Here is a 24,416-nt window from a genome sequence, read left to right as displayed (position 1 = left end):
ATTGTGCGATCAGACGGTCTTCGCGATGTACACGTCGCAGGGCGCATGAGCAGCGACGGCACTGGCAACACTTCCGAGCACACGCGAAAGTCCCTGTGCCCGCTTGTTTCCCACGACGATGAGCTCTGCATCGAGCCGAGCAGCCTCCTCTGACAGAGCGACCGCGGCGCGGCCGTACACCACCGAAGTCGTCACCTGCTCGACCGTGGTCCGAAGCTCGTCCGCAGCGTCACCGACGATGGCGTCCGCAAACTCACCCGAGGTCACGGCAGTAGACCCCGGACGGCCGGGATACTCCTTGACGGTGCCACGGTCGACGGCGTTCACAACGTGCAGACTCGATCCCAGCCTCCGAGCGATCTCGGCCGCTCGGCGGGCAGCACGCATCGAGGCCTCCCCGCCGTCCACTCCGACAACGATGATGCTTGACACAGAGAACTCCTTGTCCTGATCAGACGACGACTATTGGCGGAAGGCATTGCATCGAATCACATCCCGCCGTCGACAGCGATGTCTTGGCCAGTGATCATGTCCGATTGCGGCGTGGACAGGAAGACGGCAAGGTTTGCTATGTCGACCGCTGCGATGCGCTTCTTCATACTCTGGTTCTCGAGCACCCACGCGTCGTACTCCGGCTGCTTGTCTCCACGGTCGCGGTATTCCGCGTCGGAGAGGACCGCACCGGGCGAGATTCCATTCACATTGATCAGGTAATCACCAAGCTCACGGGCCATACCCTTGATCAGTCCGTACATTGCTCCCTTGGACGCAATGTAGGGCACATAACCTGTCCAGCGGCCGGTGAGGGTGAGCGAGGTGATGTTGACTATCTTTCCGTAGTTCTTTTCCTTCATGTGCTCCGAACACACGCGCGACAATACGAAAACGGCCGAGGAGTTCACCCTCACCTGATCCTCGTATTCCTTGATGGTGAATTCGGCATGAGGCTTGAAGATCACCAGCGCGGCATTGTTGACCAAGACATCGACCCCACCGATCTCGTCGGCCAGAGCTTTGACCGACGTCTCGATACCCTCCAGATCGCCCAGGTCGCACCCGAAGAATCGAATCCCATCGCCGATACCGTCCAGGGTCTGCTGAGCGTCGGGCGCGTCAGGTCGATCCAACGCGATGACAGTGGCACCTTCCTCTACGTACCGGCCAACCAGTGCCTGGCCGATGGTGCCGAGAGCGCCAGTGATCAAGACGTTCTTACCTGTCAATGAACCCACGAAATAATCCTCACGTCGTCGAGCGCCCGGAGCCGTGCAGTGGAGTGGAGTGGAGTGGCTCGATGGTAGGGCATGTTAAATGCATAATGTCAGACAGTTGATTTTTAGTCAAGTGATTAAAACGTTCAGACACTTCTTGGCGTCTTCGATACAGAGTATGCTTCGGTCTGACATTTCACATTCAGTTTGACTTTTTCAACGCACGGAGGCTTGAAGTGGAGCATTTCGGACAGCACTACATCGGTGGTCGATGGGTCACGCCCAGCGGCCAAGGAACACGGACCCTGGTCGATCCGACATCCGAAGAGCCCTGGGCCACGGTGGCATCCGGGGGTGGGACCGCAGATGTCGATCATGCTGTAGCGGAGGCGAAAACTGCATTCTCCAGCTACTCCAAAACGACCGTCGGCCAGCGGATCGAGTTGATCGATCGCATCATCGCGGTGTACGAAAGCCGTGAAGCCCAACTTGCTCAGCTCATTGCGCAGGAGGTCGGCGTTCCAGTCTCCTTCAAAGCACAGGTGAGCGGCCCCGCCGGTCACATGAAGGTCGCTCGTGACCTCATTCGCGACTACAAGTTTCAGCGCGAGCTGGCCGATACGCTTGTCCGGCGCGAGGCCATCGGCGTCTGCGCCCTCATCTCGCCCTGGAACTGGCCCATTCAGACTTCGGTCATCAAGGTGATCTACGGAATTGCCGCCGGCTGCACGATGGTGCTCAAGCCTTCGGACGCCTCGCCTGCCTCGGGCGTCGCGCTCGCCGAGATCATGCACGAAGCCGGAACACCTCCAGGCGTCTTCAACCTGGTCATCGGGCGAGGAAGCGTGGTGGGCGACGCCCTCTCGCGACACCCCGACGTCGACATGGTGTCGTTCACCGGCTCTACGGGCGCGGGAGTAAAGGTCGGCGAATCGGCGGCCCTCACAGTCAAGCGCGTATGTCTCGAACTCGGCGGGAAGTCCGCAAATATTGTTCTCACCGACGGTGATCTTGAAAAGGCCGCTCGTTGGAACGTACAGCGCGGGTTCTCGAATACCGGGCAGTCGTGCCACGCCCCCAGCAGGCTCTTGGTGCACGAGTCCCAAGTGAAAGACATTCTGCCTTTCATCGAAGACGAGATCGGACGGATGCGCCTCGGCGATCCCCGAGACCCGGCGACAACTCACGGTCCGCTCGTGCACTCCCATCAGTACGACAGCGTCCAAAACCATATCGAAGTGGGCATCAACGAGGGCGGGACGCTCGTCACCGGAGGTTTGGGCAGGGCGGACGGTTTCGATCGCGGATTCTTCTGCAAGCCAACCGTTCTCGCCGACGTTGATCGCAAGATGACACTCGCCAAGGAAGAGATCTTCGGCCCCGTGCTCGTCGTCATGCCCTACCGCACCGAGCAGGAGGCACTCGATATCGCGAACGACTCGATCTTCGGTCTCGGCGGTTACGTCTTTAGTGAGAATCGTGATCGTGGTTACGAGTTCGCGTGCGGCATCAAGGCTGGCCGGGTGTCGTTCAACGGTGCCAACACCAACTCGCTCACGCCCATGGGTGGCTACAAGCAGTCCGGCATCGGCCGATCAATGGGCGAGTTCGGACTCGAGGAGTACCTCGAGGTCAAGTCGATCTACGGGTTCGCCTGACTCCAGCTTCTCACCCGCGGGAAACGCGTTTTCCGCGGGTGAGGCTTCGAGTGACCATAACACCGGACAGCAGCGCGATCGAGATTGCGATGACCACCCAGCCGGTGTCACGGATCCCGTCGTCACCCACGTCCGGACCGGCGGTGAACTGAAGTACTGCTGCGGCTAGATTCGCTCCCAGAAACTGCACCGTGCGATACATCCCCATAGCTGTACCGACTTCGTCCACCGAGGTCGCAGAGTTGACCATGCTCTGGTTGCTCAGGTTGTTGAACCCGCTGGGCACGCCGAGGACTGCTGCAACTAGAAGCACGACGACGATGGGGGCCGTGGAACGCTCCACGGTGGCCAATAGCAGTCCACCGATCGACAGGGCAAGCGACCCTACGGTGAGGGTGAATCGAATTCCGCAGCGTGCCAATACCTTCGAGGCAACGTATGTCGACCCCATTGCCACGATGGCAACGGGTAACATAGTGAGGCCTGTTTCGGTCGCCGTCATTCCGCGCTGATACTGCAGCCACTGCGGGACCGAGAAAAACACCGAATAGAACGCCACGTAGGTCAAGAGCGTTCGGACCAGAGTCGCGCTGAGTGAACGATTCCGAACCAGCGCCCTGACATCGATGAACGGTTCGTCGGTGTGCCATTCTCTCGCTACGAAGGCGATCAGCGCTAGGGCGGGGACCACGAGCAGAAGCCACGAAGGCGTTTCGGCCAGGGAGAGCAGAAACATCATGACACCAGCGGTCAGGACGACGAAGAGCCCGACACCGAGGAGGTCCAACGTTCGAAGCACCGAGCGTCGGGACTTTCCCAGCGCTGAAGCCGAACCCCGATCGACGTATCGAAGTACTGCGATCGCGCTGGCTGCGATTACCGGAAGGTTGATCCACAGAATCGATTGCCATCCGAAAGTCCCGACCAGAAGTCCCCCCAGAGTGGGACCGAGGGCAGCAACGGACTGACTGCACAGTACGAGCGTCAGCAATGCCGATTTCGGGTCACTTCGGTGACGGTCTGCATAGTTGCGAATGATCGTCATCGCGTTCGGAAAATGTGTAGCCATGCCCGTTCCGAGCAACACGTACGCGGCAACGAGCCAGTTGATATTGGGCGCGAAAGAGCCCACGATCGTTGCCACTCCGACGATCCCGAGCCCCACGAGATAGATCCTGCGCGCCCCGAAGATCGAACCGAGCTTTCCGCCGATGGGCGCGGAAACCGCTGTGGCTATGTACATTCCGGAAATCAACCACGATGCGCCTGTGGTCGATCCGAAATGCGTGACGATGGCAACCATTGCCACCGCGATCATCGAAGAGTTCAACGGCTGCAAGACACTTGCCGCCGAAGCGGAGACGCTGACTTTCGCCGGGACCTTCGCTCCGACGGCTCTCTCTGTCAGATTCATCGAATGAAGTGACTCACGATCGATTTGCGACCTTCGTCGAGTCGGACGCTTCGACGACAGGTTCCGAGTCCGAACGGGGCAGTCCGTAGACAGAAGTCCGCAGGTCGGTGTTCTTGGTTTCCGGTACGAGCCACACCCCCACCAATCCGATCAGACCGATGAGCGCCATTGCATAGAAGGCAGGCGATACCGGATTTCCGGTGACGCTGATCAACGTTGCTGCGATCAACGGCGTTGTGCCACCGAACAGGGCTACGGAAAGGTTGTACGAAATTCCGTGTCCCCGGCACCGGAGTGCGGTCGGAAAGATCTCGACCATTCCGGTGAACATCGCGGCTCCGTACACGGACAAGCCAATCGAGAGAAGCGCCTGTCCGACGAAGGCTCCGGCCACCGTTCCCGACCCCGCAAGCGCAAACGCGGGATATGCGGCGACCAGGAGCCAGATTGCCCCGGCGTAATACATCGGCTTGCGGCCGAGCCGATCACACAGAATGCCCATCACAGGAAGCAGTGCCGCGAGCACCATGATGGCAGCCATGTTCGACAGCAGGGCACTCGTTGCAGCGATACCGCCCTGGCTGACGACGAATGTGTACATGTAGCCGCTGAGCAGGTAGGCACCGATCGCGTACGGGGGCTGCAGCATTATCACGAGCAGCATGGACTTACGTGTGCTGAAGGTCCCACGCAGTGCGCCGGCCACCGCGTTCCCCGATTCGTCACGGGGGGTCATCTTCTCGTACTCCGCTGCTGCTTCGAGGAATTCGTCGGGATCCTCCAACGTCCTCCGCAGCACGTAGCCGACAACGGCCACGACTCCACCAAGGATGAAGGGGATCCTCCATCCCCACGCCTCGAACGCCTCTTCACCCAAGGCCGAGCGAAGCCCAAAGATGATCGCCGCCACCGCTGCGACGGGCCAGTACGAGAAGGACTTCACTGCTCCCATCCACGATGCTCGCTTCGTCGCGGGTGCCGACTCCACGATATAGCTCTCGACTCCTGTCGTCTCACCGCCGATCGACAGGCCCTGCAGCAGGCGGCAGAAAATGAGGATGAGTGTCGCCGCGATGCCGATCGACTCGTAGGTTGGGATCATTCCGATGAGCATCGTTCCGACACCCATCAGCACGACGGTCCAAGACAAGACGGCCAGGCGGCCGAACTTGTCGCCGACATACCCGAAGAGTGCACCGCCGAACGGCCTCGCAACGAATGAAAGTGCATACACCGCAAAGGTTCCCAGAATCGCGGCGGCTGGGTTTCCTGCCGGGAAGAAGTGAATCGCGATGGTCGGCGCCATCAGCGCGTACACCGAGTAGTCGAACTGCGTTCCGATTTCGCCTATCGCTCCGCCAAGCTTCTTTCGACGGTCACTGTCTTCGTGCGACGCGATCATTCGCTCTCCTTTGTTCTGCGACGAGAACCTCTGCCCGCTCAGGCCTCTTTGACGGCACAGACCAGTTCGCATGATGTAACGGACGACACATTCAAGTACATGCTGTACTAAACCAATCTGTATGTCAATAAGGTGCTAAAGTAATTGTCATACGTTTGACAATGAATATGACTCGACGGGGTGCAGGCAGGACCGCGGTCACCCAACGTCTGATCAGATACCGAGCGAGCAGGTGGGATGAAACAGGTCGGCCACAGACGGCATTTCGACGCGGCAGCGATTCGACAATCGGCAACGGGGCTACCGTCCACTGGACTGCTGAAATCGCAGTCGTAAGAATCCATTTACGGGGATGCAGCTACATCGAAGGTCGGTGCCGACTCTATCGGCAACGCAGAGGGTGTTCATGCCCGGCGGCGCACGAGTCCCATGCCGTATGTGATGGACATTAGGCCGACACCGGCAGCGATGAGATACGGGGCAATGTTCGGATTGGCACCGACGGTGCTGCCCAACACCAGCAGAATAGTTACCCACAGCGCCGCGGCGGCAAAATTGCACAGCGCGAAAGAGCGGAACGACATGGGGGAGGCAGCCGCTAGTCGCGGACCGAGGGTTCTGGTGCCGCCGAACAGATGACTGGCGATGGAGGCGACGGTGGCATGGCGAGCGAAACCGCTCTGTGCCCGCCTGACAAATTTCGCTGAAGAACCTCTCTTCGAGGGAAGCGGTGTCGCATTCTCGCCGCCACGACGGCGGCGCAACAAGAAGGCAGTTTGTGCACCCCCGGACGACGCCAACACCATCACCACTGCCGCAACGATCGGGTCTACGCGACCGAGCCCTACAACCGACCCGACGATGAGCACGGTGCTGGTTCCCGGAAGAACGAGCCCCACGAGCAGCGCAGACTCCGCCAGCAGGACTATCCCGGCTGCACCAAGCAGATACGGCGCACAGATTCCGGCCAGACAGATGAGAACAAGTCCGACATCGGGCACCGCTCCAACCTTTCCAAGCTTCTTGACGAGATTGCTGAATACCGCAACCAGGCTCCGTTGCGGTGGTGCCGGTTGTCGACGTAGCCGCAGTGGCGCTCAGCAAGGACGGAGAGTTCAGATGATCGATCGATCCACATTGTGCGACCTGACCCGGTCGGATTCGTGACGAGTCAAGCTTCGCACGCGAAGTCGGAATATGCGACGTCGCGACAGTGCCTCCGCGAAAGGTGTACGGATAGGGCATCCTTCATTGCCGTGAATGGCTCTACGCTCGACACATGGACAACAAAGCGGAGGTACGCGAGTTTCTGATGACCCGCCGAGCGAAGGTCTCGCCGGAGGATGCGGGCATCACAGGCGGCGGGAACAGGCGCGTAGCCGGTTTGCGACGTAGTGAGGTAGCTGCTCTCGCCGGTCTGTCCGTCGAATACTATGCCCGCATCGAGCGCGGCGCGATCGGCGGTGCGTCGTCATCCGTACTCGATGCGCTATCGCGCGCTCTGCGCCTCGATGATACCGAGCACGCACACCTACTCGACCTCGCGCGGGCTGCTGATGGGGTCCCCACCTCCGGACGCCCGCGCCGAAAGGCCGGGCGCGCCGCTGCTCCTCGGATAAGCCTCCAGTGGGCACTGGATTCGATTACCGACGGCGTCGCTTTCGTACGAAATCAGCGACAGGATCTCCTCGCTACGAACAACCTGGGCAAAGCGTTCTACGCGCCGATCATCGGTGACGGTGGGCGAATTCCAAACCTTGCGCGGTTTCAATTTCTTGACCCGATATCCCGCGAGTTTTATCCCGATTGGGATGCATTCGCTCAGATGTGCGTGTCCATCATGCGAGCAGAAGCCGGACGCGATCCACACGATAAGGGCCTGCAAGACTTGGTGGGAGAACTCTCGACGCGAGACGAAACTTTCCGAACGCTGTGGGGGGCGCACAACGTTCGGTCGCATGGCGCTGGCAAGAAGCGCTTCAATCACCCGATCGTCGGTGAGGTCCACCTCGCCTACGAGGAATTGGTCATCACCGCCGATCCCGGTTCCATCCTGATGGTTTACACAGCCGAACCAGGTTCTCCGAGTGCCGAGCGACTGCACCTACTCGGGTCTTGGGCCGCCGAACACAGCCCGAGCAACAGTCAGTTCTAACACTGCGAATTTCGACCGCTGCCGGTCCGTCACCTGCTCAGTGACAACGACACGACCGCCGAACCTGCTACGCGTCGAACACCCGCCCGCCGGCTGGAAGGCGGGTGCACGAACCGCTCCTATTGTCCGCTGTTCATCGGTCCGATCGAGCAACTGTACCCGTCACGCTGCCTTCGATCGCCCCGACGACGTCGGGTCCGATCTCGTCCATGCTCCCCAAGATAACGATTCCGGGGAAGTAGCTTTGGTCCCCGTAGTACAGGACGAAATCGTTTCCCGGAGAGTAGTACCCGATGTCACCCGGGTTGGGGTCCGCTCCCGAAGGTGAACCGTCGGTTGTCAATTCGGCAGGTAGCGGTCCGGTCTTCTCCACCGAGCCGTGATCGGACAGGGTAAGCGTCAGTGGAAGTTGTGCCAGCAGTTCACGACTTGCCGCGCTGTCGTTCAGCGTTCCACCGACCGTTGTGCCGCCTACCTGAATTTCGACTCGCATGGATTCTCCATTCTCCGTCGTGACATTCTCCCCGCTGGTCGTCGCGGTATCCGCGGTCCGTGGCGTGGCAAAAGATTCCGATGGTGCGACGTCGGGGGAATCGGTTCCCCCGGAGCAGGACACAAGTGCAAGGACGCACAGCAGTCCAACCGCAGACGACGCCCCGCGCATTCTCGATCGGACCCTGGCTGTCGTGCCCATCCCGCTCACGAGCTGGAGTGACGTTCGTAGGTCACACGAAATCCGTCTGCCGGATCACTCGGCGTCAGGACCAACGTGTCGCCATCGACCTCGTAGTTTCGATCGAGGGTCTGCCCGATCAAATCGCGTGCCAACGCCGATTCGACTGTGATGGTGAATGTTCCGGCATCCGCATCGGTGGTCAGGTCGCCGTAGAACGCCTCGTATCCCTGCACCGTCAAAGCCGTGTCAGGTGCCTCGGTGTCTGGGTTCATGGCCTGGACGGACACTGTGTCACTGGTGAAGGTGATCTGGCCCGAGTAAGGCACCGGCTGCAGGTCGCCCTCGGTCCCGACCTCGAGTGACGTCATGCGCCACTCGCCGACCAGCGAGTCGCTACCCTCCTCGTCCGAGCCTTGCGAGCACGCAGCGATCGAACCCAGCAACCCCAATGTGATTGCTCCCGTAAGTATTTGCTTCTTCATCGTTCCTACCTTTGAGTGTGAGACAAATCGTCTCTCCACACGGTAGGTGCACAAATCGGACAATGGGAGTCCCTGCCAGGGCACCTATCTCGCATCCTCTGTCGCCGTCGTACCGATCAGCCGCGTTGCAACACCGAACATGGACATTCAGCGACCGCCCATGGGGCCGGTCCGGGCAGGCGATCGACATCTGAACGCATCGGATCGGCGTCAAAACACTGCTGGCTGGCAGGATCCTCGCCCTTCTGAACCACGGAGATGTGTTTCACGAACACCCCCGACGCGGCAACGGGGCAGTCCTATTCTTTGCATGACGCGTAAGTTTTGACCGTTCATGTGTAAGTGCATGCCGTGCTGGCTCCCGGGGCGAAACGAACCGTCGCGACAATACAGCGGACTCGATTTTCACGATCCTGCAATCTCGATCGATTCGATTGAGCTCACCTGCAGCCCAACTTATTGGGCAGCATCCCCGTCGAACAATTCTTTAGCGACGCCCATCGCAGCCATCCCCTTGGGCCAACCCGCGTACATCATGACGTGCGTGATCGCCTCGATCAGCTCGTTCTGCGTTAGGCCGTTCTCAACAGCGCGCCCGAGGTGGAACCCGAGCTGCTCGGTGTCGCCCCCGGCCGTCAGCACCGCTACTGTCAGCAGGCTTCGGTCGCGGGCAGCAAGTTCGGTCCTGTTCCAGACATCGGCAAAGAGCACGTCGTCGGTGAGCTCGGCGAGCTTAGGGGCGAACTCCCCGAAGCTCGCCCGCCCACCTCCTACTTGCTTTGGTTGGTCGGTCACGGCAATCCTTCCTGGTCGATATCACCAGCATGGCGTGTAAGGCCCGAGGAGGGAAGGCCCTGCCGAAGAGCGCACCGACAGGGCATCATTCACTGCTCGAACCTGAAGATATGAGACCCGGAGCTCTCGAGGATTGTGGCCAAAGCGCTGGTCCCCTGCTGCCCGTGCGACACCGAGGCGTCAGTCGAAGACGAATACGCCCTTGCCGATCTCGCGTCGATCGAACAACCTGTAAGCACGTTCAGCTTCGGAAATCCGGAACTCGTCTGTGAACAGTGCTTCGATGTCGAGGTCACGCTCCGCCACGAACGATGCGCACTCCTCCTGGAGATTCTTGCTGAACGTAAGCGACCCCACGATCGTCTTGTGAAGATGGATCAGCTCGTCACTGCTGATCTCCAAGGGGCCGAATACACCGACCATGCACGCAGTCCCCCAAGGCCGAATCGACAGCACTGCGTGTTGACGCACGGTAGCGTTGGCGCTGCATTCGATCGACTTGTCTGCACCCTCGCCGTCACTTGTCAACGCTCGAACGGCCTCCACTGCATCGACTTCCGCGGAGTTGACAACGAAGTCGGCACCGAACCGCTTCGCCATCTCGAGTCGTGCAGGATCGATGTCCACCGCAATGACGCGAGCACCGAATGCTTTGGCCAACAACGTCGCACTCAATCCGACAGGTCCCTGACCGAAGATCGCGACCGTGTCAGCAGCGGTCAGGTCGATCCTTTTGATCGCCGCAAACGCAGTACCCGTTCCGCACGAGATCGCAGCACCCGTCTTGAACGACAAAGAATCCGGCAGTTTGATCAGCGTGTGCGCAGGGACCTTCATGAAGTCAGCGTGTGCACCATCGCCGTTGAGGCCCCCGTACACGATGCGTCCGTTCGGGCAGTATTGCGTCCAACCGGAGCGACAGTACCGACATGCGCGGCAGCCGTCGTAGTGATGGACCATGACGCGATCCCCCACCTGTGCCTCGGTGGGTCGGACCGCATTTCCTACGGAATCGACAACTCCGCACGGCTCATGGCCTTCGATTACCAGTGCGTCCGCGGGCCGTTTCGGGCTGTGTAGGTGATGCAGGTCGCTGCCGCACATCCCGGAGGCCTTGACACTGATGACCACCTCGTCCGGACCTGGCACTGGATCCGGTAAGCGACGAACCTCGATCTTGTTCTCGCCAAGAAAAATTACGGCATCCATTTTGTGGCTCCCATGTGTGGTTGACGGGGTCAGTTGCCGGTTCGCGTCGGTCCGACCGACACGTCGGCGTCCTTCGGCGTCCGAGAATCGGCCTCTCGATCGTCTCTGGACAGAGCCTCCTCGGAGATCTGGCTGAGAGCTTCTCGAGAAGTGTCGACGCGCGCAACGGCATACATCAGGGTTGCGATCACATACAAGCCCGACAGAGCCAGGATTACTCCGACAATTCCGAAGTGGGAGTACAACCAAAGGACGATGAACGGGGAGAAGATCAAGCCCACACGACCGACGGTCTGAGTCAATCCCCCGCCGCGGAACCGGAAGGCGGTCGGGAAGAACTCAGGCACTGTGCCGAGACACATCGTCAAGAACGATGCGGCCATGGCCACCAGGATGAAACCGATAACGACAATCAGAGCCGGATGCTGCATGAAGGGATAGATACCCGCGAATATCGCAGCGAGTGTTCCGAAGATCACGATGCTGTTTCGACGACCGATGCGGTCAGCGATCAGAACGCACAGCGACGGCCCGACAACGTATCCGGACATTATCGCGGCGTTGAAGCCCAAGGACCGCGACACAGTGAGCCCCTGCTCGACGAAGAAAGTGGGCATCCAACCAGTAATCACGTTGGAGCCGAACAAGCAGATGACAGTGAGGAACAAAGCCATTGCCGTCCGAGCGATCACCGGACGGGAAAACAGCACCGTGATCGGTACCCATTCGGCCTTCGCGCTGACGGAGGTCGACGCGGCGTCGGAGCTCTCCGGTGAGTTGTTCAGGCTGTGCGGGATGCCGTTCTGCCTTTCGATCTCCTGCATGACCGCTTCGGCTTCTTCGTACCGCCCGCGTGACTCCAACCACCGCGGCGACTCCGGCATCGACCGGCGCAGCCACCACGCAACGAGTGCACCGACGCCCCCGATAACGAACATCGCGCGCCACGAGAAGGTGGGAATCACCAACCAACCCAAGACAGCGGACACTGTCACCCCCAGTCCACCGAAGAAGCCGAGGATTCCCAGATACCGACCACGACGAGCACGCGGAATGAACTCGGTGATCATGCCGTAGCAGATGACGTATTCGGCACCCATCCCGATACTCATGAGAAAGCGCAGGGCAATCAGAATTTCCATGTTTGGTGCAATCGCGGCGCACAACGCCAAGACTGCGAACAACCCCAGGTTGAACTGAAATGCGAAGCCTCGGCCGACGCGGTCGCTGAGCCAACCCGCGAACGCTGCCCCGATCGCCAGACCAGCGAACGTGAACGACAGAAACAGAGAGTTCAGTTCCAGCGTAGAAAAGCCGGTAGGCAGCATCGAAGCAAGAACTGCAGCAGAGAGCTTGTTGTCGAATGCATCCCAGAACATTCCGAGCCCTACCAGAATGATCATGCGCCGATGGAATCTTCCCATCGGCAAGTTGTCGAGTCGCCTACCAACATCGATGCGTGTGCTCACTGCCCCGCCCCTCTCGACACTGGCTCAGTACCGACACCGAGAAGCCGTACACCTCGCCTGCTTCGATCGACCGGACACGTTCGAAGTTCAGCTTTCACTGCAACATACCTTTGATTGGTGTTCTTATTTCGTCGGGCGCAAGCACCGAGCTCCAGGTGGTCTTCGCGGGATCCGTTGGCAGGCAACAGCGAGATGCTGCACTTGGTCGCGTGCAATATCAATCGTCTTTCTTGTTGTACAGATCACGTTGAGCTCGATGTCCATTAAGTCGTCACAGCTCGCCCACGTCCAATACCGAAAGCCGATTCGGCATATAGACCACTACGATCTCCACCGACCAACTGCTGGTCGATCGAGGTGCCGGACACAGTGGATGCGTTTCGCCTACTCGAATTTCGGTCGGCCGAGCGCAGGAATCGGCGCGATGTGCGGTGCACCCGGTCGGCTCGGAATTTTGCTCGGCCGAGATATCCCCCGCACGCAGCGCAGCCATTTCGAGTGGAAAAGTGCGGGTCTACAAGCATGCCTGTCGACAGGGGCCACGACCGGCTCGACGATCGCCGAATGATCAACCCAACCGCCCGATTTCCGATGACAACCAACGGTGTTGGCGGCGGAACAAGATATAGCGGACACCGTCGCCGACGCTGCTCATTCGGTTGTACGGTCCATCCGATCGCCATAATCGAGCGAGGACCCCTGCCGCGCTCTACAAGATGCTCGATGCCGATTGCTCTGTGGCTCTCAACGAGTGAGGTTCGTCAGGGTCGCAACGCCGAATGCGCGGGCAGCATCATCCCACCGCCCCAGCAGACCGAGCAGGTTCTCCCCGTCCGCACGGTACGAACGGATTTCGAGTTCGAGAACCTCGAGAATGCCAGTTCGCAGCTCTGTGTTGAAGTTGATCTTGCCGACGTTCATCGTTCTCGCCCTGGCCAGATCCTCCGCTGGGATTCCCGATGCACCGTGCAAGACGAGTGGTATCGAGGTGCGCGTGGCGACGTCGCGCAGAACATCCCACTTCAACTGTGGTTCGCCGCGATATGCGCCGTGAACATTGCCCACTGCAACGGCAAGAAGTTGAGCACCGGTCCGAGCCAGGAAGTCCGTGACCAATGTGGGATCGGTGAGGCCAGCACTGGATTCCTCGGCATCGGACGCGACATGAGCACGGTCCTCGTCGCCGGCGAGGCCACCCAGCTCTGCTTCGATAACGATGTTCGGGCCGATGAGCTCTCGTGCCGCTCGGACCAACGCGATGTTGTCCTCGTACGCGAGGGCAGAACCGTCTACCAGAACGGAATCGGCCCCCGCCGCCACCGCCGCGGCGATCACTTCCAAGTCTCCAGCATGGTCCAGCTGGACTGCGACCGGAACGACGGCTCCGTCCGCGAGGCCTCGAAGTGCCGTGATCAGCCGGCACCCGTTCTCGGTCGCCGCCACCTTGGGAGCGACCAGCAACGTCGTCCCGCAGCCGGAAGTCTCCGCAGCGGCGACAACGGCGAGCGCCGTCGTGAAGTCGTAACAGGTGAAGGCGGGCACAGCCGACCCACGCAACAGGCTCACAGAAACCAGATCATCGAGTCGCGTGCGCATCAGAGGACACCGTGCCAACACCCAGCAGTGGAACCCAGCTGTCGGATTACGAACGAGCTCGATCCGCGATATGTGCTCATGCTGTCCCGCCGACTTCTTCCTCGAATTTGCTACTCAGTTTTCGAGTCACATCGACCAGCGATCGATCGTCGCCGACGTTGCCGGGAAATACGATGTACGGGATGCCTTTACCCGGACCTTCGGCTGGCTCCCACAGAGAGACAATGCCGGGCAGCATGGGCCCGCGCACGATCGCGTGGCGGATCTCCATACCGTATGCGGCCACGTCGGAGGACGTAATCCCTCCCTTGGCGATGACAAACCGGGGCGGAAAGGCTTCGAGGGTCCTCTTCACGACATCAACGACCGCAGCGGAGACGGTACGAGCAATTTCCAAACTCGACGACGCTTCATCGGTCTTGACGAGTGCTCGGCAAGTGTGCACGATGACGTCTCCGTCATGCAGGCCATCGACCACATCGGCGACGATTCCGTCGATATACGGATTGTCGGGCGCTTGGCGACCGGAAAGCAGTAGCTGCTCGACATCGATTTCGATGACACGAGCCGATCCGTGAGTCGATGTGAGGGCGTTGAGTTGACGGGTGGTGATCGCAACATGCGATCCCACCACGATCAATCCGCCGGCTTGGGCGGAAGTATTGCTTGCGTATACGTCCTCTGACACCAGAGCGGCACGAATTTCCTGACCGATGCGCGCCCGGACGAATGGCGGACCGACTCGGTACAGTAGCTTCTTTCCGCGGCGTTCGGCTTCCAGCAGTCCGAGCGCCAAGGCTCGAAGATCGTTCTCCGTGACAACGTCTGCGACGATCGGAGTCGAGTTCGTTGCAGGCTCGATGGCATCGGCAATAGCTTTCGCCGAGACGCTCGGGTCCTGTGTGGCCGCACCCGCTCGAATGACGTTCAGGTCCAGGACGATCACGGACTTCGCAGGAAAACGACCGTCCGACTTCTCTTCGATGTACTCGGGCAGCGACGAGTGGACGAAGCCGAAGCTGGCATCGCTCGCAAACTCCGTTTCCCCGACGGGTATCAGGTTTCCCGACTCGGTACCCGTTGCGCGCATGTAGTGGACTCCACCGATGGTGATCCGACCTGCGTCGGGAAATGCAGGGACGACCACAACGCCATCGGTGCCATCGCCGGTCACCGCTTTCACGGTGGCGGCGATGACATCGGGCTCGAGTGGGTAGTGTCCACGCAGAGTCGAGTCACTCCGGCTTACGAACGACAGTGTCAAGCGTCCGTCTACGGTCGCGGCCGATGTCAGCGCGTTTCGTACCGCCTCTTCGTTGCGGGCAGCGGCCTCGGCAGGGCTGAGGCTTCGAGTGTTGGTCAGTACGTAGACAGCCGGTTTGGTTTTCTCTTCTCGAATGTGCTTGAAGGCCCAGTCGAAATCACTCGGCTCCCACCGGGTGAGTACCGGTACGTCCCACACGGACTGCGTGCCTGTGGGGTCGTCATCCAGTACGACCAATACGCGAAAACTGTCGCCGTCGTGCGCGATGTTCTCCGACACGGCCGACGCTGAAATCGTTACCTCTTCGGGAAAAGCTGACAACACTTCATGTTCGAGCAACACTGCGCACTCCATCGTGACGGCTAGTTCGGTTTCGAGGTAGACAAACTCGGATCTGTCAGACGGCCACTGCGGAGACGCGTTCAGCCAGGTAACCGACACCCATGCGCGGACTGGACAACACAGTAACCCCAGTTTTCTCCTGCAACACCTCGGCGAGGCGGTTCATCGAAGCTTGCGCCAGAACGATCAGGTCGACCGTTTCGGCGAGGTTCGTCGCCTGCTCGATAATCAGTGCGTCATGCTTTTCGCGGTCTCCGGCCATCAGAACCGCGAACGCACCCTCACACAACCGCTGCTGGATTTCCACCTCGCGGCCGATCTCGACTGCCTTCTTTTCGATCAGATCGGACGTAGGGCCCAGAGTGGTCGGCACCGTTGCCAGAACGCCGATCCGTCGACCGTCGCTGGCGGCTTGGAGTGCCATTGCCTCGTCGATCTTAACTACGGGGGTGTTGACGTTCTGCGCGGCAACATCCAACGCCGGGCCGAGCGAGGAGCACGCGGAAAAGATGATGTCGGCACCTGCGGCCTCCGCAGCCTGGGCAAGACGGGTCATCCGTTCCTCACTCTTCCGAGAGATTCCCTGTTCGCGAACGACTGTGGCCAGAACATCGGAGTCCACGAAATGCATCACCTCTGCATCGGGAATCAACTCGGCGATCAAGTCGTTGATCACAGGCTCGACGGAGACGAAAACGAAACTCGTATGGAGAATTGCAATCTTCTTTGTCACGATATCCTCTTTCTAGGTGGCACCGGATTGTGAATCAGAGCGTGTTCGGCGAACGGTTCATTGGGGCGAACGGCTACGTCCGCAGATCGCGACGCGTAATCAATTTGCATGGCGCAGTGGCACGGCCGTGAATTGGTCACAACACGAGCCGGCTGACGGTCGACGCGCTCACGAAACGGCAGGTCCGCGGCGAAGGGTGGTCGCAGGGAGTCAGCCCGATCGGCGCTCGAGCGCGATCCGACCATTCCCTCCCCTGAAAGTCCTTTCGGGTCACATACCATTAACAGGCATGCACAATTCCATGTCCAATATCGGTTTATGATCAGCCATATAGCCTCCCTCTATGGACCCGCGATGTGCGTAACCACGCGGCTCACGTCGGCCGAACGAGCGTGATCGCCCAATTCCCCCGCGTACCAGAATATGTGCCGATCAACGTAGAGTGGAGTCGACAGTCTGGAATGGGCGCACTCCCCTGATGCGCCTCACCGACGAGTATTCGACGCCCACAGCAAGGATCGGCATTGGCATCGCGAGAACGAACCTGGACCATCCGTCTGCTGATTCTTGCGGCTTCGGCTTCCATTGCAGTGAGCATCATCTATCTGCCACAGGCGCTATTGACCGCCATGGCGGCGTCGTTCGGTATCTCACCGTTGGTCACCGGTGCAGTGGCGACCGCGGTCCAAATCGGCTACGCAATCGGAATCTTCCTGTTCGTTCCACTTGCCGACCGAGTACATCCGCGTCGACACATCACGATTCAGTCGGCCGCGCTCGGCGTGGCATTAGCAGTGTCCGCGGTGGTGCCCAATGTCGTTGCGCTAGCGATCAGCTTCTTCACAGTTGGGCTGGTGGCCAATATTGCGCAGGTCCTCATTCCGGTGGTGGGCAAATTGGCTCCGGAGGACAAACGGTCCCGGGCTACCGGGACCATGGTCGGCGCTCTTCTGATCGGGGTCTTCGGTGGCCGAATCATTGCCGGTCTGCTTGTCGACTCGATCGGATGGAGGCTCGTCGTTGCTGTTTTCGCCGCGACGATCCTCTGCACCATTCCGCTTACTCGACGAATTCTGCAGGTGAAGTGGGTAACTCCCGCACCGGGCAGTAAGTACCGCGTGCTTCTGGCCGATACTTTGAGGCTCACCACACGTAGTCCCGAACTCGTCGAATCCTCGTTCATACAGTTCTTCGCATTCGCGACGTTCAACATGTTCTGGACTGTCAGCGTGATACATCTGACGTCGGAGACCCACGGCTGGTCGGTTGCGTCCGCGGGACTCTTCGGATTGGTCGGCCTTTCAGCGGTTGTGATAACCCCACTTTTCGGCCCGGCTATCGACCGATTCGGATCCCTTGGGGTGATCGCAGTGAGCCTGCCGATCTTGTTGTGCGCCTGCATATCCGTCGCACTCGATTCCGATCACATCGCGTTGTTCGCGGTATCACTGTTCGTCGTAACTGCCTGCAACCAATCGCTGCAGGCAGCAAACCAGACGAGGGTGCTCTCCGCAAACGAGCAGTACGAGGCGCGAGCCAACACCATGTTCATGGTCGCCGTCTTTGCGGGTGGTTCGACGGGTGCCGTCCTGGCGCCTCTTGCTTACGGGCTCGGCCAGACGCCTGCTGTCGCCATGATCGCATCGATACTCATTGCCGTCGACATCGCGGTGTTGTGCGTGGTCTGCGTGCGTCACAGGCGCCGAACCGCAGTCACATCGAGCGATCTGGGGCTGGTCGATGAGTCGACCAGCCCCAGATAGTTCCGATGCGCTTGGCAGTAGCCGGTTCAGTGGAAGGACCGGCCTCCATCGGTCGCGAGCGCTGAGCCTGTGACGTACGAAGATTCCGAGCTGGTCAAGAACAGAATCGAACGAGCAATTTCGATCGGCTCAGCCAAACGGCCCAGCGCATAGTTCCCAACGTTGTTTCGGTGTCCGTCTGCCATCGCGGTGTCCACCATCCCGGGGCACACACTGTTGACTCGCACTGTCGGTGCCAGCTCGGCGGCGAGAACGCGAGTCAGGTTCAACACTCCACCCTTGGAGGCGGCGTATGCGGTGTATCCGGGGGCATTGGGTAGCAAGCCTTGCGCTGACGCGATATTCACGATTGTCGCGGTCTCCTCCTTCTGCAGCCAGGGGATACAACTACGCAGAACTATGTAAGCACCGGTCAAATTGACCTCCAGCACGTGCCGCCAGTCCGCCGCCGTGACGTCGGATGCCAGGCCGCGGAACATAATTCCTGCGGCATTGACTACACCGTCTATGCCGCCCAGCGCAGTGCCCGCTCGATCGACCGTATACCCAACCGCCTCCTCGTCGGTGATATCGACCGCGTAACCGGTTCCACCGGTAAGTTCGGCAGACTGCATTACGCCACGTTCGTCACGATCCAGTAGCGCGAGCGAAGCACCCTCGCTCGCGAAGAGCTGGGCAGTCGACTTGCCGATTCCCGACGCTGCGCCGGTCACAACTATTTTGCGTCCGAGCAATCGTTGCCCGGGGGTCGTCGAATGAGCTTCCATGCCTATCGAAGGCGTCATGATGCCGCGTCCCTCTCCTCTGTCTTCCGATCTCAGCAACCAACGACGATCCGACTCAGCGCATCACGAAAGCATTGGATGGCGCACCGTCATCGGTGGAGATGACAATGCTCTTGGTATCGAGATATCCGTCCACGGCTTCTATTCCGTGTTCGCGACCTAAACCGGACTGTTTGGTACCGCCGAATGGAACCATGTAGCTGTACGTACGGTAGGTGTTCACCCACACGGTCCCGACGTCGAGGGCCTTCGACATTCGTAGCGCGCGTCCAACGTTTTCGGTCCACACGCCTGCAACAAGGCCATACGCCACGTCATTACCGAGGGCGATCGCGTGCTTCTCGTCCTCGAATTCGATGATCGAAAGGATGGGGCCGAACACTTCCTCCTGCGCGATCCGCATGTCGTTGGTGACGTCTGTGTAGATCGTCGGCTCGATGAACTGACCACCGGTGAGATCAGCGCCACTGGCCGGCTTACCGCCGAGAAGGCAACGAGCTCCCTCGGCGTTCGCAATGTCGATGTAGTCCAGTACTTTTCGATACTGCGGTGGCGTAGCGATGGGGCCCACATTGGTCAGTGGATCGTTCGGATCGCCGAGTCGGATGCTGCGGGCAATCTCCACCAACTTCTCGGTGAACGCGTCCTTGATGGAACTGTGGACGAGCAGCCTCGAGCCGGCGGAACACATCTGCCCTGAGGCACCGAAAATCCCCGAGACCACTCCTGTCGCGGCCTTGTCCAGATCCGCGTCCTCGAACACGATGTTCGGTGATTTTCCGCCCAGTTCGAGCGACACACGCTTCATCGTGCGAGCGGCGCTCTCGTAGACCCTGGCCCCGGTCGTATCGGACCCAGTGAACGTAATCTTCGCGACATCGGGATGTTCCACGAGCGCCGAGCCGACATCCGGGCCGAGTCCTGTCACGACATTGAACACACCGGCAGGCAACCCGGCCTGCCTGGTCAGCTCGGCGAATTCCAACGTACTGGCAGAAGCGAACTCCGACGGCTTCACGATGACGGTGCACCCGGCGGCCAGCGCCGGTGCACACTTGACCGCCGCAAACCACAGTGGCGAATTCCACGCGGTGAGAGCTGCGACAACCCCGATCGGCTCTCGGTACGTGAAGGCAACCGAATCGGACTTCTCGATGGGGATTGTCGATCCCTGAATTTTGTCGGCCAACCCGGCGTAGTAGTACCAAACATCGGCAAGCGATGCCAACTGTCCGTTGACCTCAGCGAGTAGCTTTCCGTTGTCACGAACCTCGACGGCCGCCAAGTGATCGGCGTTCGCGAGTACGAGATCTCCCAAACGGCGCATGATCTTTCCGCGCGCCGACGCCGACATCGACGACCACGGTCCGTCGGTCATCGCGCGGCGGGCTGCCGAAACCGTCCGTGTGACGTCGTTCTGATTACCGAGAGGGATCTGCGCCCACGCTTCCCCTCGATAGGGATCGACGGTGTCGGTCCACTGCCCTCCGTCGGGGTCGACCCAATCTCCGTCGACGAACATCTGGTACTTCTTCATAGTCGATCCCTTCGTTTTATTGTCATGCGAGAGTTGGCCATGCGAATTCGGTCACGGCGCAGGTCGAGCTCCGGCTGTACCGTGCGCGGTGGCGGCAACTCGGTCGGTCGTGTATTCGGACAGCTCGATGTGACGGCCCTCGTCGAGATTGGACACCGCGTATGCCGAGCCGACAATCACTGCCAGCGTGAACACCATCACCGAGCTGGTGCCACCTAGGGCAGCGAGAGCTGCTGCAACGAAAGGTGCCGGGGCAGAGAAGATCAAGTTGGAAAACGTATGTGACATGGCAGCGCCTGAAAATCGCACCTCGGTCGGAAACTGCTCCGCGAACAATGCAGGCTGAGCGCCACTGAGGAATTGAATCGAGCACAAGACCAAGGTCACTATCAGGCCTGTCACGAATCCGTTCGCGCTGGCAAGGGTGAAGAAGAGTAAAATTCCAGCGAAGCAGCTTGCGAGTCCGATGTAAAAGACTTTCCTGCGTCCGATGCGGTCACATACCCATCCACCGGCGATCGAGAAGAAGATGGATACGCCGTTGGCAATCATCAGGATCACGAACGCCGTCTGCGAGGACATCCCCGTCTCACTCGGAAGGTAGCTCAGCCCGTACACAGCGATCAAGTAGAAACTGAGTGACGAGCCGCCCCAGGCCAGCGTGAGCATGAAAACCTTGCGTGGATGCGTCCTCAGCACCGACAGTCCGGCACCGCGAGTCTTCTCGATCCTTTGCTCGACAGCACTGTTGACTACGAACGCTGGGGTTTCCTCGAGCTTCGTTCTGATGAAGACGGCTACGACGACGATAAGGATGCTGCCGAGGAACGGCACGCGCCAACCCCACGACTCGAACTGCTCCTGGCTGAGTGTTGCACTGAGAACGACCAAAGCGAGGTTCGCGAGTACCTGACTGACCGGCGAGCCAACTATGATGAACGAGCCCAGTAGTCCTCGCCGGCTCTTGTCGCCGTGTTCCATCGTCATGAGTTGGTTTCCGATGGCTTCGCCGCCCAACGAAAATCCTTGAACGAACCTCAGACCCACGAGCACAGCGGCAATGCCGAACCCCTGTCCCGTCGGCAGAAAACCGATCAGGATCGACGAACCGCCCATGAGAATCAGCGTGGCGAACAAGATGGGCTTCCGCCCATGTCGATCGCCGAGATGGCCGAATACCACCGCGCCTACCGGTCGTGCGACGAAACCGACGCCGAACGTCGCGAACGATGCCAGGAGCGCACCAGTGGACCCCAGACTGTGAAAGAACAAGGCCGGGAACAGTGTTGCTGCGAGAGCGCCGTAGACGGCAAAATCGAAATATTCCAGAGCAGACCCTAGGGTGCCACTCACGACGGCGCGAGTCTCCATCGTTCTGGGCTGCATACGCGCGGCCGGGATAGGAGCGGCCGACTCCGGTTGACTATCTGTGTTCACTTCACTCTCCGAATCTCTTCATCGAGTCGCCGGGCGGTCGCTGCGGTGGACCGGGCCCAGGAGGTCCCGATACGGAATGGCTGCTCGATTTCGGTATTGATGTTGCCTCGATCACAACTCCCCTGACCCATTAACCCCTCTCCCAGGACCCGCGTCCAATACCGACATCCGAACACCCGGATAGCCACTTCCTATCGCCAACGCCTCTCCTCGATTCTTCTTGACGCGATGTTTCATATATGAAACTATTTGGCAGTTACGATGACTACCGCGAAAGATGGGCTAAGACGTTGACCGCAGAAGCACAGGATCAGAAGTACCGAGCGCCCGCGCTGGCGAAGGGCCTCGACATTCTGGAGCTTCTCGCTTCCACCGAAAACGGTCTTGCTCAGGCCGAAATCGGTAAGCAACTGGGGAGAACGACATCCGAGATCTTCCGAGTTCTGATGGTGCTACGCGAGCGAGACTACGTCCAGGTCGATGAAGCCGACAGATACCGACTGACGACAAAGTTGTTCGAAATGGCGCACCGCACCCCTACCATTCAGCGTCTCACTGCAATTGCAGGGAGCGAGATGCAGAAGCTTGCCAATCGTATCGGCCAGAGCATCCACCTCTGCATCCTTCATTCTGGTCAATTACTCGTCGTCGCTCAGGTCGATTGCCCCGATACCAACGTGCACACCGTTCGACTGGGTGCGCTCATTCCGATCGACAACTCTGCGTCCGGTCGGGTACTCGCTTCGCAGATGGATCCCGCCGACCTAGAGATTTTGCTTACCCTTGCCGGGCCCGGTGATAATGACCAGCGCACTAGGTTTCTAGCAGATCTCGCCCAAGTACGGGGAGCAGGCTACTGCCAAGGCAGGTCGCTTACAATCGAAGGTATCACCAACATTTCTGCACCTGTCTTCGACTTCACGGGCAATGCCGTGGCCGCAATGACCACCCCGTTCATTCACCGACTGACGGGAACCGAGAATGTAGACCCGGACCATGCTCGGATGTTGTTGGTGCAGACCTGCGAAAGCCTTTCCCGCAGAATGGGAGCGGGAGCGAGTGCCAAGCACTGATGTCGAATCGGAGACGCATCTCTAAATTGTCGACTCAGCTTCTTTGCGCTTTCTCGATCCGGCTACTGCGAAGGGCTCTCGCTGCGGAACCTTGACAAAAAGCAACAAGACGAAGGCCAGAGTTAGTGCAACCAACGGGACGCTCATTCCGACGATGATGTCGCCGGGGGTCGCTATCTTGCCGATGAGGAACGGTCCGAAAAATCCGCCCGCGGAGGCGAGCGAGTTGATCACTGCAATACCGACAACGGCCTGACGCTTGGTCAGAACCTCACTGATCAGGGCCCAATATGTCGGAATGTTCCCGATGACACCGCATGCAAGAAGTATCAAACCAATCATCCCCAGCAGCGGCGAGTCCCGGAACACACCAGTTGTAACAAGACCTACTATCGCAGTGGCGAAGCAGAACAGAACAATTGGCTTTCGTCGACCGCTGATATCGGCATACCGAACCAAAAGCAACATCACGATGGCGCCGCAGACGTACGGAATCGCTCCGTAAATTCCGATGCTGGTGGGTGAGTATTCCGGATTCAGCTGGGACACGACCTGCGGAAGGAAGAACGTCATTCCGTAGGTGGCAACTCCTGCGAGAGCATTGATGAGTCCGAGATACAGAACTTTGCGATTCTTCAGCGTCTTGAGCTCGCTCGAGTGGTCCTGGTCGTCTTCCGGCATGGCCGCGTACTCGTCCGCAATCGAATTCTCCAGCCAATTCTTCTCGTCGGCATTGAGCCACTTTGCCTTGTTCGGACGGTCCGCCAACGTCAGCAATATCCACACTCCGAGCAGGACCGGCGGCAAACCTTGCAAGATGAAGATCCAGCGCCACGAACTGAGCCCGAACCAATCGACATGATCGAGAATAAGCCCACCGCTGAGGCTACCGACGATGAGGGCAAACGGCATTGCCAGCGCCATAACACCTATGGCGCGGCCACGATCGTGGTTGAGGAACCAAAATGTCAGAAACAGAATCAGACCGGGGAACAACCCCGCTTCAGCGATCCCGAGCAATATTCGTGCGACGTACAGCTGAGTAACAGAGTGTACGAATCCGGTCGCAACAGTGACCAAGCCCCAGGTAATCGCAATACGCGCCAGCCAAACCCTCGCACCGACCCGAGCGAGGATGATATTGCTCGGAACTTCCAAGAGCACGTAGGCCAGAAAGAAGATTGCCGCAATAGCACCGTAGGTTGCCACATCGATGCCGAGCTCACTGCCCATTGTGAGTTGGGCATAGCTGATCGATGAACGATCCATGTAGTTGAACGCATAAAGCAGAAAGACAATCGGCAGGATCGTCTTTCGCACTTTCCTGACAACTGCCTTGCCGTCGACCGGCGAACTGACCGGCTGAGGATTTGTAGTCACCGCACTACCTCCATCTTGATTCGACCAGAATTTTT

The 24,416-nt window shown here is 59.4% G+C and carries 22 protein-coding genes; 5 read left to right on the top strand and 17 right to left on the bottom strand.

Features of this window, described 5'->3' with window-relative positions; translation table 11 throughout:
- Positions 1–9: 9 nt before the first annotated feature.
- Together CH306_RS17835 and CH306_RS17830 are read right to left on the bottom strand one after the other, a co-directional pair.
- Positions 10–432 (bottom strand): universal stress protein, encoded by a 423-nt coding sequence (locus CH306_RS17835; protein WP_037183679.1) that lies wholly within the window; start codon positions 430–432, stop codon positions 10–12.
- Between the two features lie 56 nt (positions 433–488).
- Positions 489–1,232: an SDR family oxidoreductase gene (locus tag CH306_RS17830; RefSeq protein ID WP_094622264.1), complete on the bottom strand. Its 744-nt coding sequence runs from the start codon at positions 1,230–1,232 to the stop codon at positions 489–491.
- Positions 1,233–1,447: 215 nt separating this feature from the next.
- On the opposite strand from CH306_RS17830, the gene CH306_RS17825 reads away from it, so the two are divergent.
- Entirely contained in the window at positions 1,448–2,869 is a 1,422-nt protein-coding gene (locus CH306_RS17825) for an aldehyde dehydrogenase family protein (RefSeq protein WP_094631332.1), read from the top strand.
- Between the two features lie 10 nt (positions 2,870–2,879).
- Here the strand turns inward: CH306_RS17825 and CH306_RS17820 are convergent, their stop codons facing one another.
- The gene (locus tag CH306_RS17820; protein WP_244165160.1) at positions 2,880–4,172 is read right to left on the bottom strand and encodes an MFS transporter; all 1,293 of its coding nucleotides are present in this window, start codon (positions 4,170–4,172) and stop codon (positions 2,880–2,882) included.
- On the opposite strand from CH306_RS17820, the gene CH306_RS29530 reads away from it, so the two are divergent.
- On the top strand, positions 4,081–4,290 hold the full coding sequence (locus CH306_RS29530; protein ID WP_254924330.1) for a hypothetical protein: 210 nt from the start codon (positions 4,081–4,083) through the stop codon (positions 4,288–4,290). The genes CH306_RS17820 and CH306_RS29530 overlap by 92 nt on opposite strands.
- Before the next feature lie 6 nt (positions 4,291–4,296).
- On the opposite strand, the gene CH306_RS17815 is transcribed toward CH306_RS29530, so the two are convergent.
- Positions 4,297–5,685, bottom strand: a complete 1,389-nt coding sequence (locus CH306_RS17815; RefSeq protein ID WP_094622267.1) for an MFS transporter — start codon at positions 5,683–5,685, stop codon at positions 4,297–4,299.
- Between the two features lie 404 nt (positions 5,686–6,089).
- Positions 6,090–6,686 (bottom strand): DedA family protein, encoded by a 597-nt coding sequence (locus tag CH306_RS17810; protein WP_052060096.1) that lies wholly within the window; start codon positions 6,684–6,686, stop codon positions 6,090–6,092.
- Between the two features lie 278 nt (positions 6,687–6,964).
- On the opposite strand from CH306_RS17810, the gene CH306_RS17805 reads away from it, so the two are divergent.
- Positions 6,965–7,840, top strand: a complete 876-nt coding sequence (locus CH306_RS17805) for a helix-turn-helix transcriptional regulator (protein ID WP_037183669.1) — start codon at positions 6,965–6,967, stop codon at positions 7,838–7,840.
- A gap of 133 nt (positions 7,841–7,973) precedes the next feature.
- Here the strand turns inward: CH306_RS17805 and CH306_RS29525 are convergent, their stop codons facing one another.
- The 8 genes from CH306_RS29525 to CH306_RS17760 all read right to left on the bottom strand — a co-directional run bounded on the left by CH306_RS29525 (position 7,974) and on the right by CH306_RS17760 (position 16,406).
- The gene (locus CH306_RS29525) at positions 7,974–8,333 is read right to left on the bottom strand and encodes a cyclophilin-like fold protein (protein WP_037183667.1); all 360 of its coding nucleotides are present in this window, start codon (positions 8,331–8,333) and stop codon (positions 7,974–7,976) included.
- Between the two features lie 206 nt (positions 8,334–8,539).
- Positions 8,540–8,998 (bottom strand): lipocalin-like domain-containing protein, encoded by a 459-nt coding sequence (locus CH306_RS17795; RefSeq protein ID WP_037183665.1) that lies wholly within the window; start codon positions 8,996–8,998, stop codon positions 8,540–8,542.
- Between the two features lie 456 nt (positions 8,999–9,454).
- Positions 9,455–9,793: a carboxymuconolactone decarboxylase family protein gene (locus CH306_RS17790; protein ID WP_037183663.1), complete on the bottom strand. Its 339-nt coding sequence runs from the start codon at positions 9,791–9,793 to the stop codon at positions 9,455–9,457.
- A gap of 180 nt (positions 9,794–9,973) precedes the next feature.
- The gene (locus tag CH306_RS17785; RefSeq protein ID WP_094622270.1) at positions 9,974–11,002 is read right to left on the bottom strand and encodes a zinc-dependent alcohol dehydrogenase family protein; all 1,029 of its coding nucleotides are present in this window, start codon (positions 11,000–11,002) and stop codon (positions 9,974–9,976) included.
- Between the two features lie 29 nt (positions 11,003–11,031).
- Positions 11,032–12,405, bottom strand: a complete 1,374-nt coding sequence (locus CH306_RS17780; protein ID WP_218829682.1) for an MFS transporter — start codon at positions 12,403–12,405, stop codon at positions 11,032–11,034.
- An 810-nt stretch (positions 12,406–13,215) separates the two neighbouring features.
- Positions 13,216–14,067 (bottom strand): class II fructose-bisphosphate aldolase, encoded by an 852-nt coding sequence (locus tag CH306_RS17770; protein WP_094622341.1) that lies wholly within the window; start codon positions 14,065–14,067, stop codon positions 13,216–13,218.
- A 76-nt stretch (positions 14,068–14,143) separates the two neighbouring features.
- Entirely contained in the window at positions 14,144–15,673 is a 1,530-nt protein-coding gene (locus CH306_RS17765) for a four-carbon acid sugar kinase family protein (protein WP_094631388.1), read from the bottom strand.
- Between the two features lie 55 nt (positions 15,674–15,728).
- Complete coding sequence (locus CH306_RS17760; protein WP_037183658.1) at positions 15,729–16,406, bottom strand: aspartate/glutamate racemase family protein; 678 nt, start codon at positions 16,404–16,406, stop codon at positions 15,729–15,731.
- A 524-nt stretch (positions 16,407–16,930) separates the two neighbouring features.
- Between CH306_RS17760 and CH306_RS17755 the strand changes: the two genes are divergently transcribed.
- Complete coding sequence (locus CH306_RS17755) at positions 16,931–18,169, top strand: MFS transporter (RefSeq protein WP_176459269.1); 1,239 nt, start codon at positions 16,931–16,933, stop codon at positions 18,167–18,169.
- 26 nt (positions 18,170–18,195) lie between these two features.
- Here the strand turns inward: CH306_RS17755 and CH306_RS17750 are convergent, their stop codons facing one another.
- The 3 genes from CH306_RS17750 to CH306_RS17740 are packed head-to-tail and all read right to left on the bottom strand — an operon-like array spanning position 18,196 to position 21,862.
- Positions 18,196–18,954, bottom strand: a complete 759-nt coding sequence (locus CH306_RS17750; protein ID WP_208601183.1) for an SDR family NAD(P)-dependent oxidoreductase — start codon at positions 18,952–18,954, stop codon at positions 18,196–18,198.
- Positions 18,955–19,009: 55 nt separating this feature from the next.
- Positions 19,010–20,491 (bottom strand): aldehyde dehydrogenase, encoded by a 1,482-nt coding sequence (locus tag CH306_RS17745; protein WP_037183653.1) that lies wholly within the window; start codon positions 20,489–20,491, stop codon positions 19,010–19,012.
- 51 nt (positions 20,492–20,542) lie between these two features.
- On the bottom strand, positions 20,543–21,862 hold the full coding sequence (locus CH306_RS17740) for an MFS transporter (protein WP_254924329.1): 1,320 nt from the start codon (positions 21,860–21,862) through the stop codon (positions 20,543–20,545).
- A 356-nt stretch (positions 21,863–22,218) separates the two neighbouring features.
- Between CH306_RS17740 and CH306_RS17735 the strand changes: the two genes are divergently transcribed.
- Positions 22,219–23,001 (top strand): IclR family transcriptional regulator, encoded by a 783-nt coding sequence (locus CH306_RS17735; protein ID WP_217901044.1) that lies wholly within the window; start codon positions 22,219–22,221, stop codon positions 22,999–23,001.
- Between the two features lie 21 nt (positions 23,002–23,022).
- On the opposite strand, the gene CH306_RS17730 is transcribed toward CH306_RS17735, so the two are convergent.
- Positions 23,023–24,381, bottom strand: a complete 1,359-nt coding sequence (locus CH306_RS17730; RefSeq protein ID WP_254924319.1) for an MFS transporter — start codon at positions 24,379–24,381, stop codon at positions 23,023–23,025.
- Positions 24,382–24,416 lie beyond the last annotated feature (35 nt).

It is taken from the genome of Rhodococcus sp. 15-725-2-2b (assembly GCF_002259075.1).
Lineage (GTDB): Bacteria > Actinomycetota > Actinomycetes > Mycobacteriales > Mycobacteriaceae > Rhodococcoides.
This window is presented reverse-complemented; position numbering and strand designations above follow the sequence as displayed.

What these genes read in the sequence shown, in the direction of transcription:
- CH306_RS29530 (WP_254924330.1), top strand. Translation starts at nt 4,081, where the DNA reads ATGGGCGCGGAAACCGCTGTGGCTATGTACATTCCGGAAATCAACCAC.
- CH306_RS17820 (WP_244165160.1), bottom strand. Translation starts at nt 4,172, where the DNA reads ATGGTTGCCATCGTCACGCATTTCGGATCGACCACAGGCGCATCGTGG.
- CH306_RS17815 (WP_094622267.1), bottom strand. Translation starts at nt 5,685, where the DNA reads ATGATCGCGTCGCACGAAGACAGTGACCGTCGAAAGAAGCTTGGCGGA.
- CH306_RS17805 (WP_037183669.1), top strand. Translation starts at nt 6,965, where the DNA reads ATGGACAACAAAGCGGAGGTACGCGAGTTTCTGATGACCCGCCGAGCG.
- CH306_RS29525 (WP_037183667.1), bottom strand. Translation starts at nt 8,333, where the DNA reads ATGCGAGTCGAAATTCAGGTAGGCGGCACAACGGTCGGTGGAACGCTG.
- CH306_RS17795 (WP_037183665.1), bottom strand. Translation starts at nt 8,998, where the DNA reads ATGAAGAAGCAAATACTTACGGGAGCAATCACATTGGGGTTGCTGGGT.
- CH306_RS17785 (WP_094622270.1), bottom strand. Translation starts at nt 11,002, where the DNA reads ATGGATGCCGTAATTTTTCTTGGCGAGAACAAGATCGAGGTTCGTCGC.
- CH306_RS17780 (WP_218829682.1), bottom strand. Translation starts at nt 12,405, where the DNA reads ATGATCATTCTGGTAGGGCTCGGAATGTTCTGGGATGCATTCGACAAC.
- CH306_RS17770 (WP_094622341.1), bottom strand. Translation starts at nt 14,067, where the DNA reads ATGCGCACGCGACTCGATGATCTGGTTTCTGTGAGCCTGTTGCGTGGG.
- CH306_RS17750 (WP_208601183.1), bottom strand. Translation starts at nt 18,954, where the DNA reads ATGACGCCTTCGATAGGCATGGAAGCTCATTCGACGACCCCCGGGCAA.
- CH306_RS17745 (WP_037183653.1), bottom strand. Translation starts at nt 20,491, where the DNA reads ATGAAGAAGTACCAGATGTTCGTCGACGGAGATTGGGTCGACCCCGAC.
- CH306_RS17740 (WP_254924329.1), bottom strand. Translation starts at nt 21,862, where the DNA reads ATGGAGACTCGCGCCGTCGTGAGTGGCACCCTAGGGTCTGCTCTGGAA.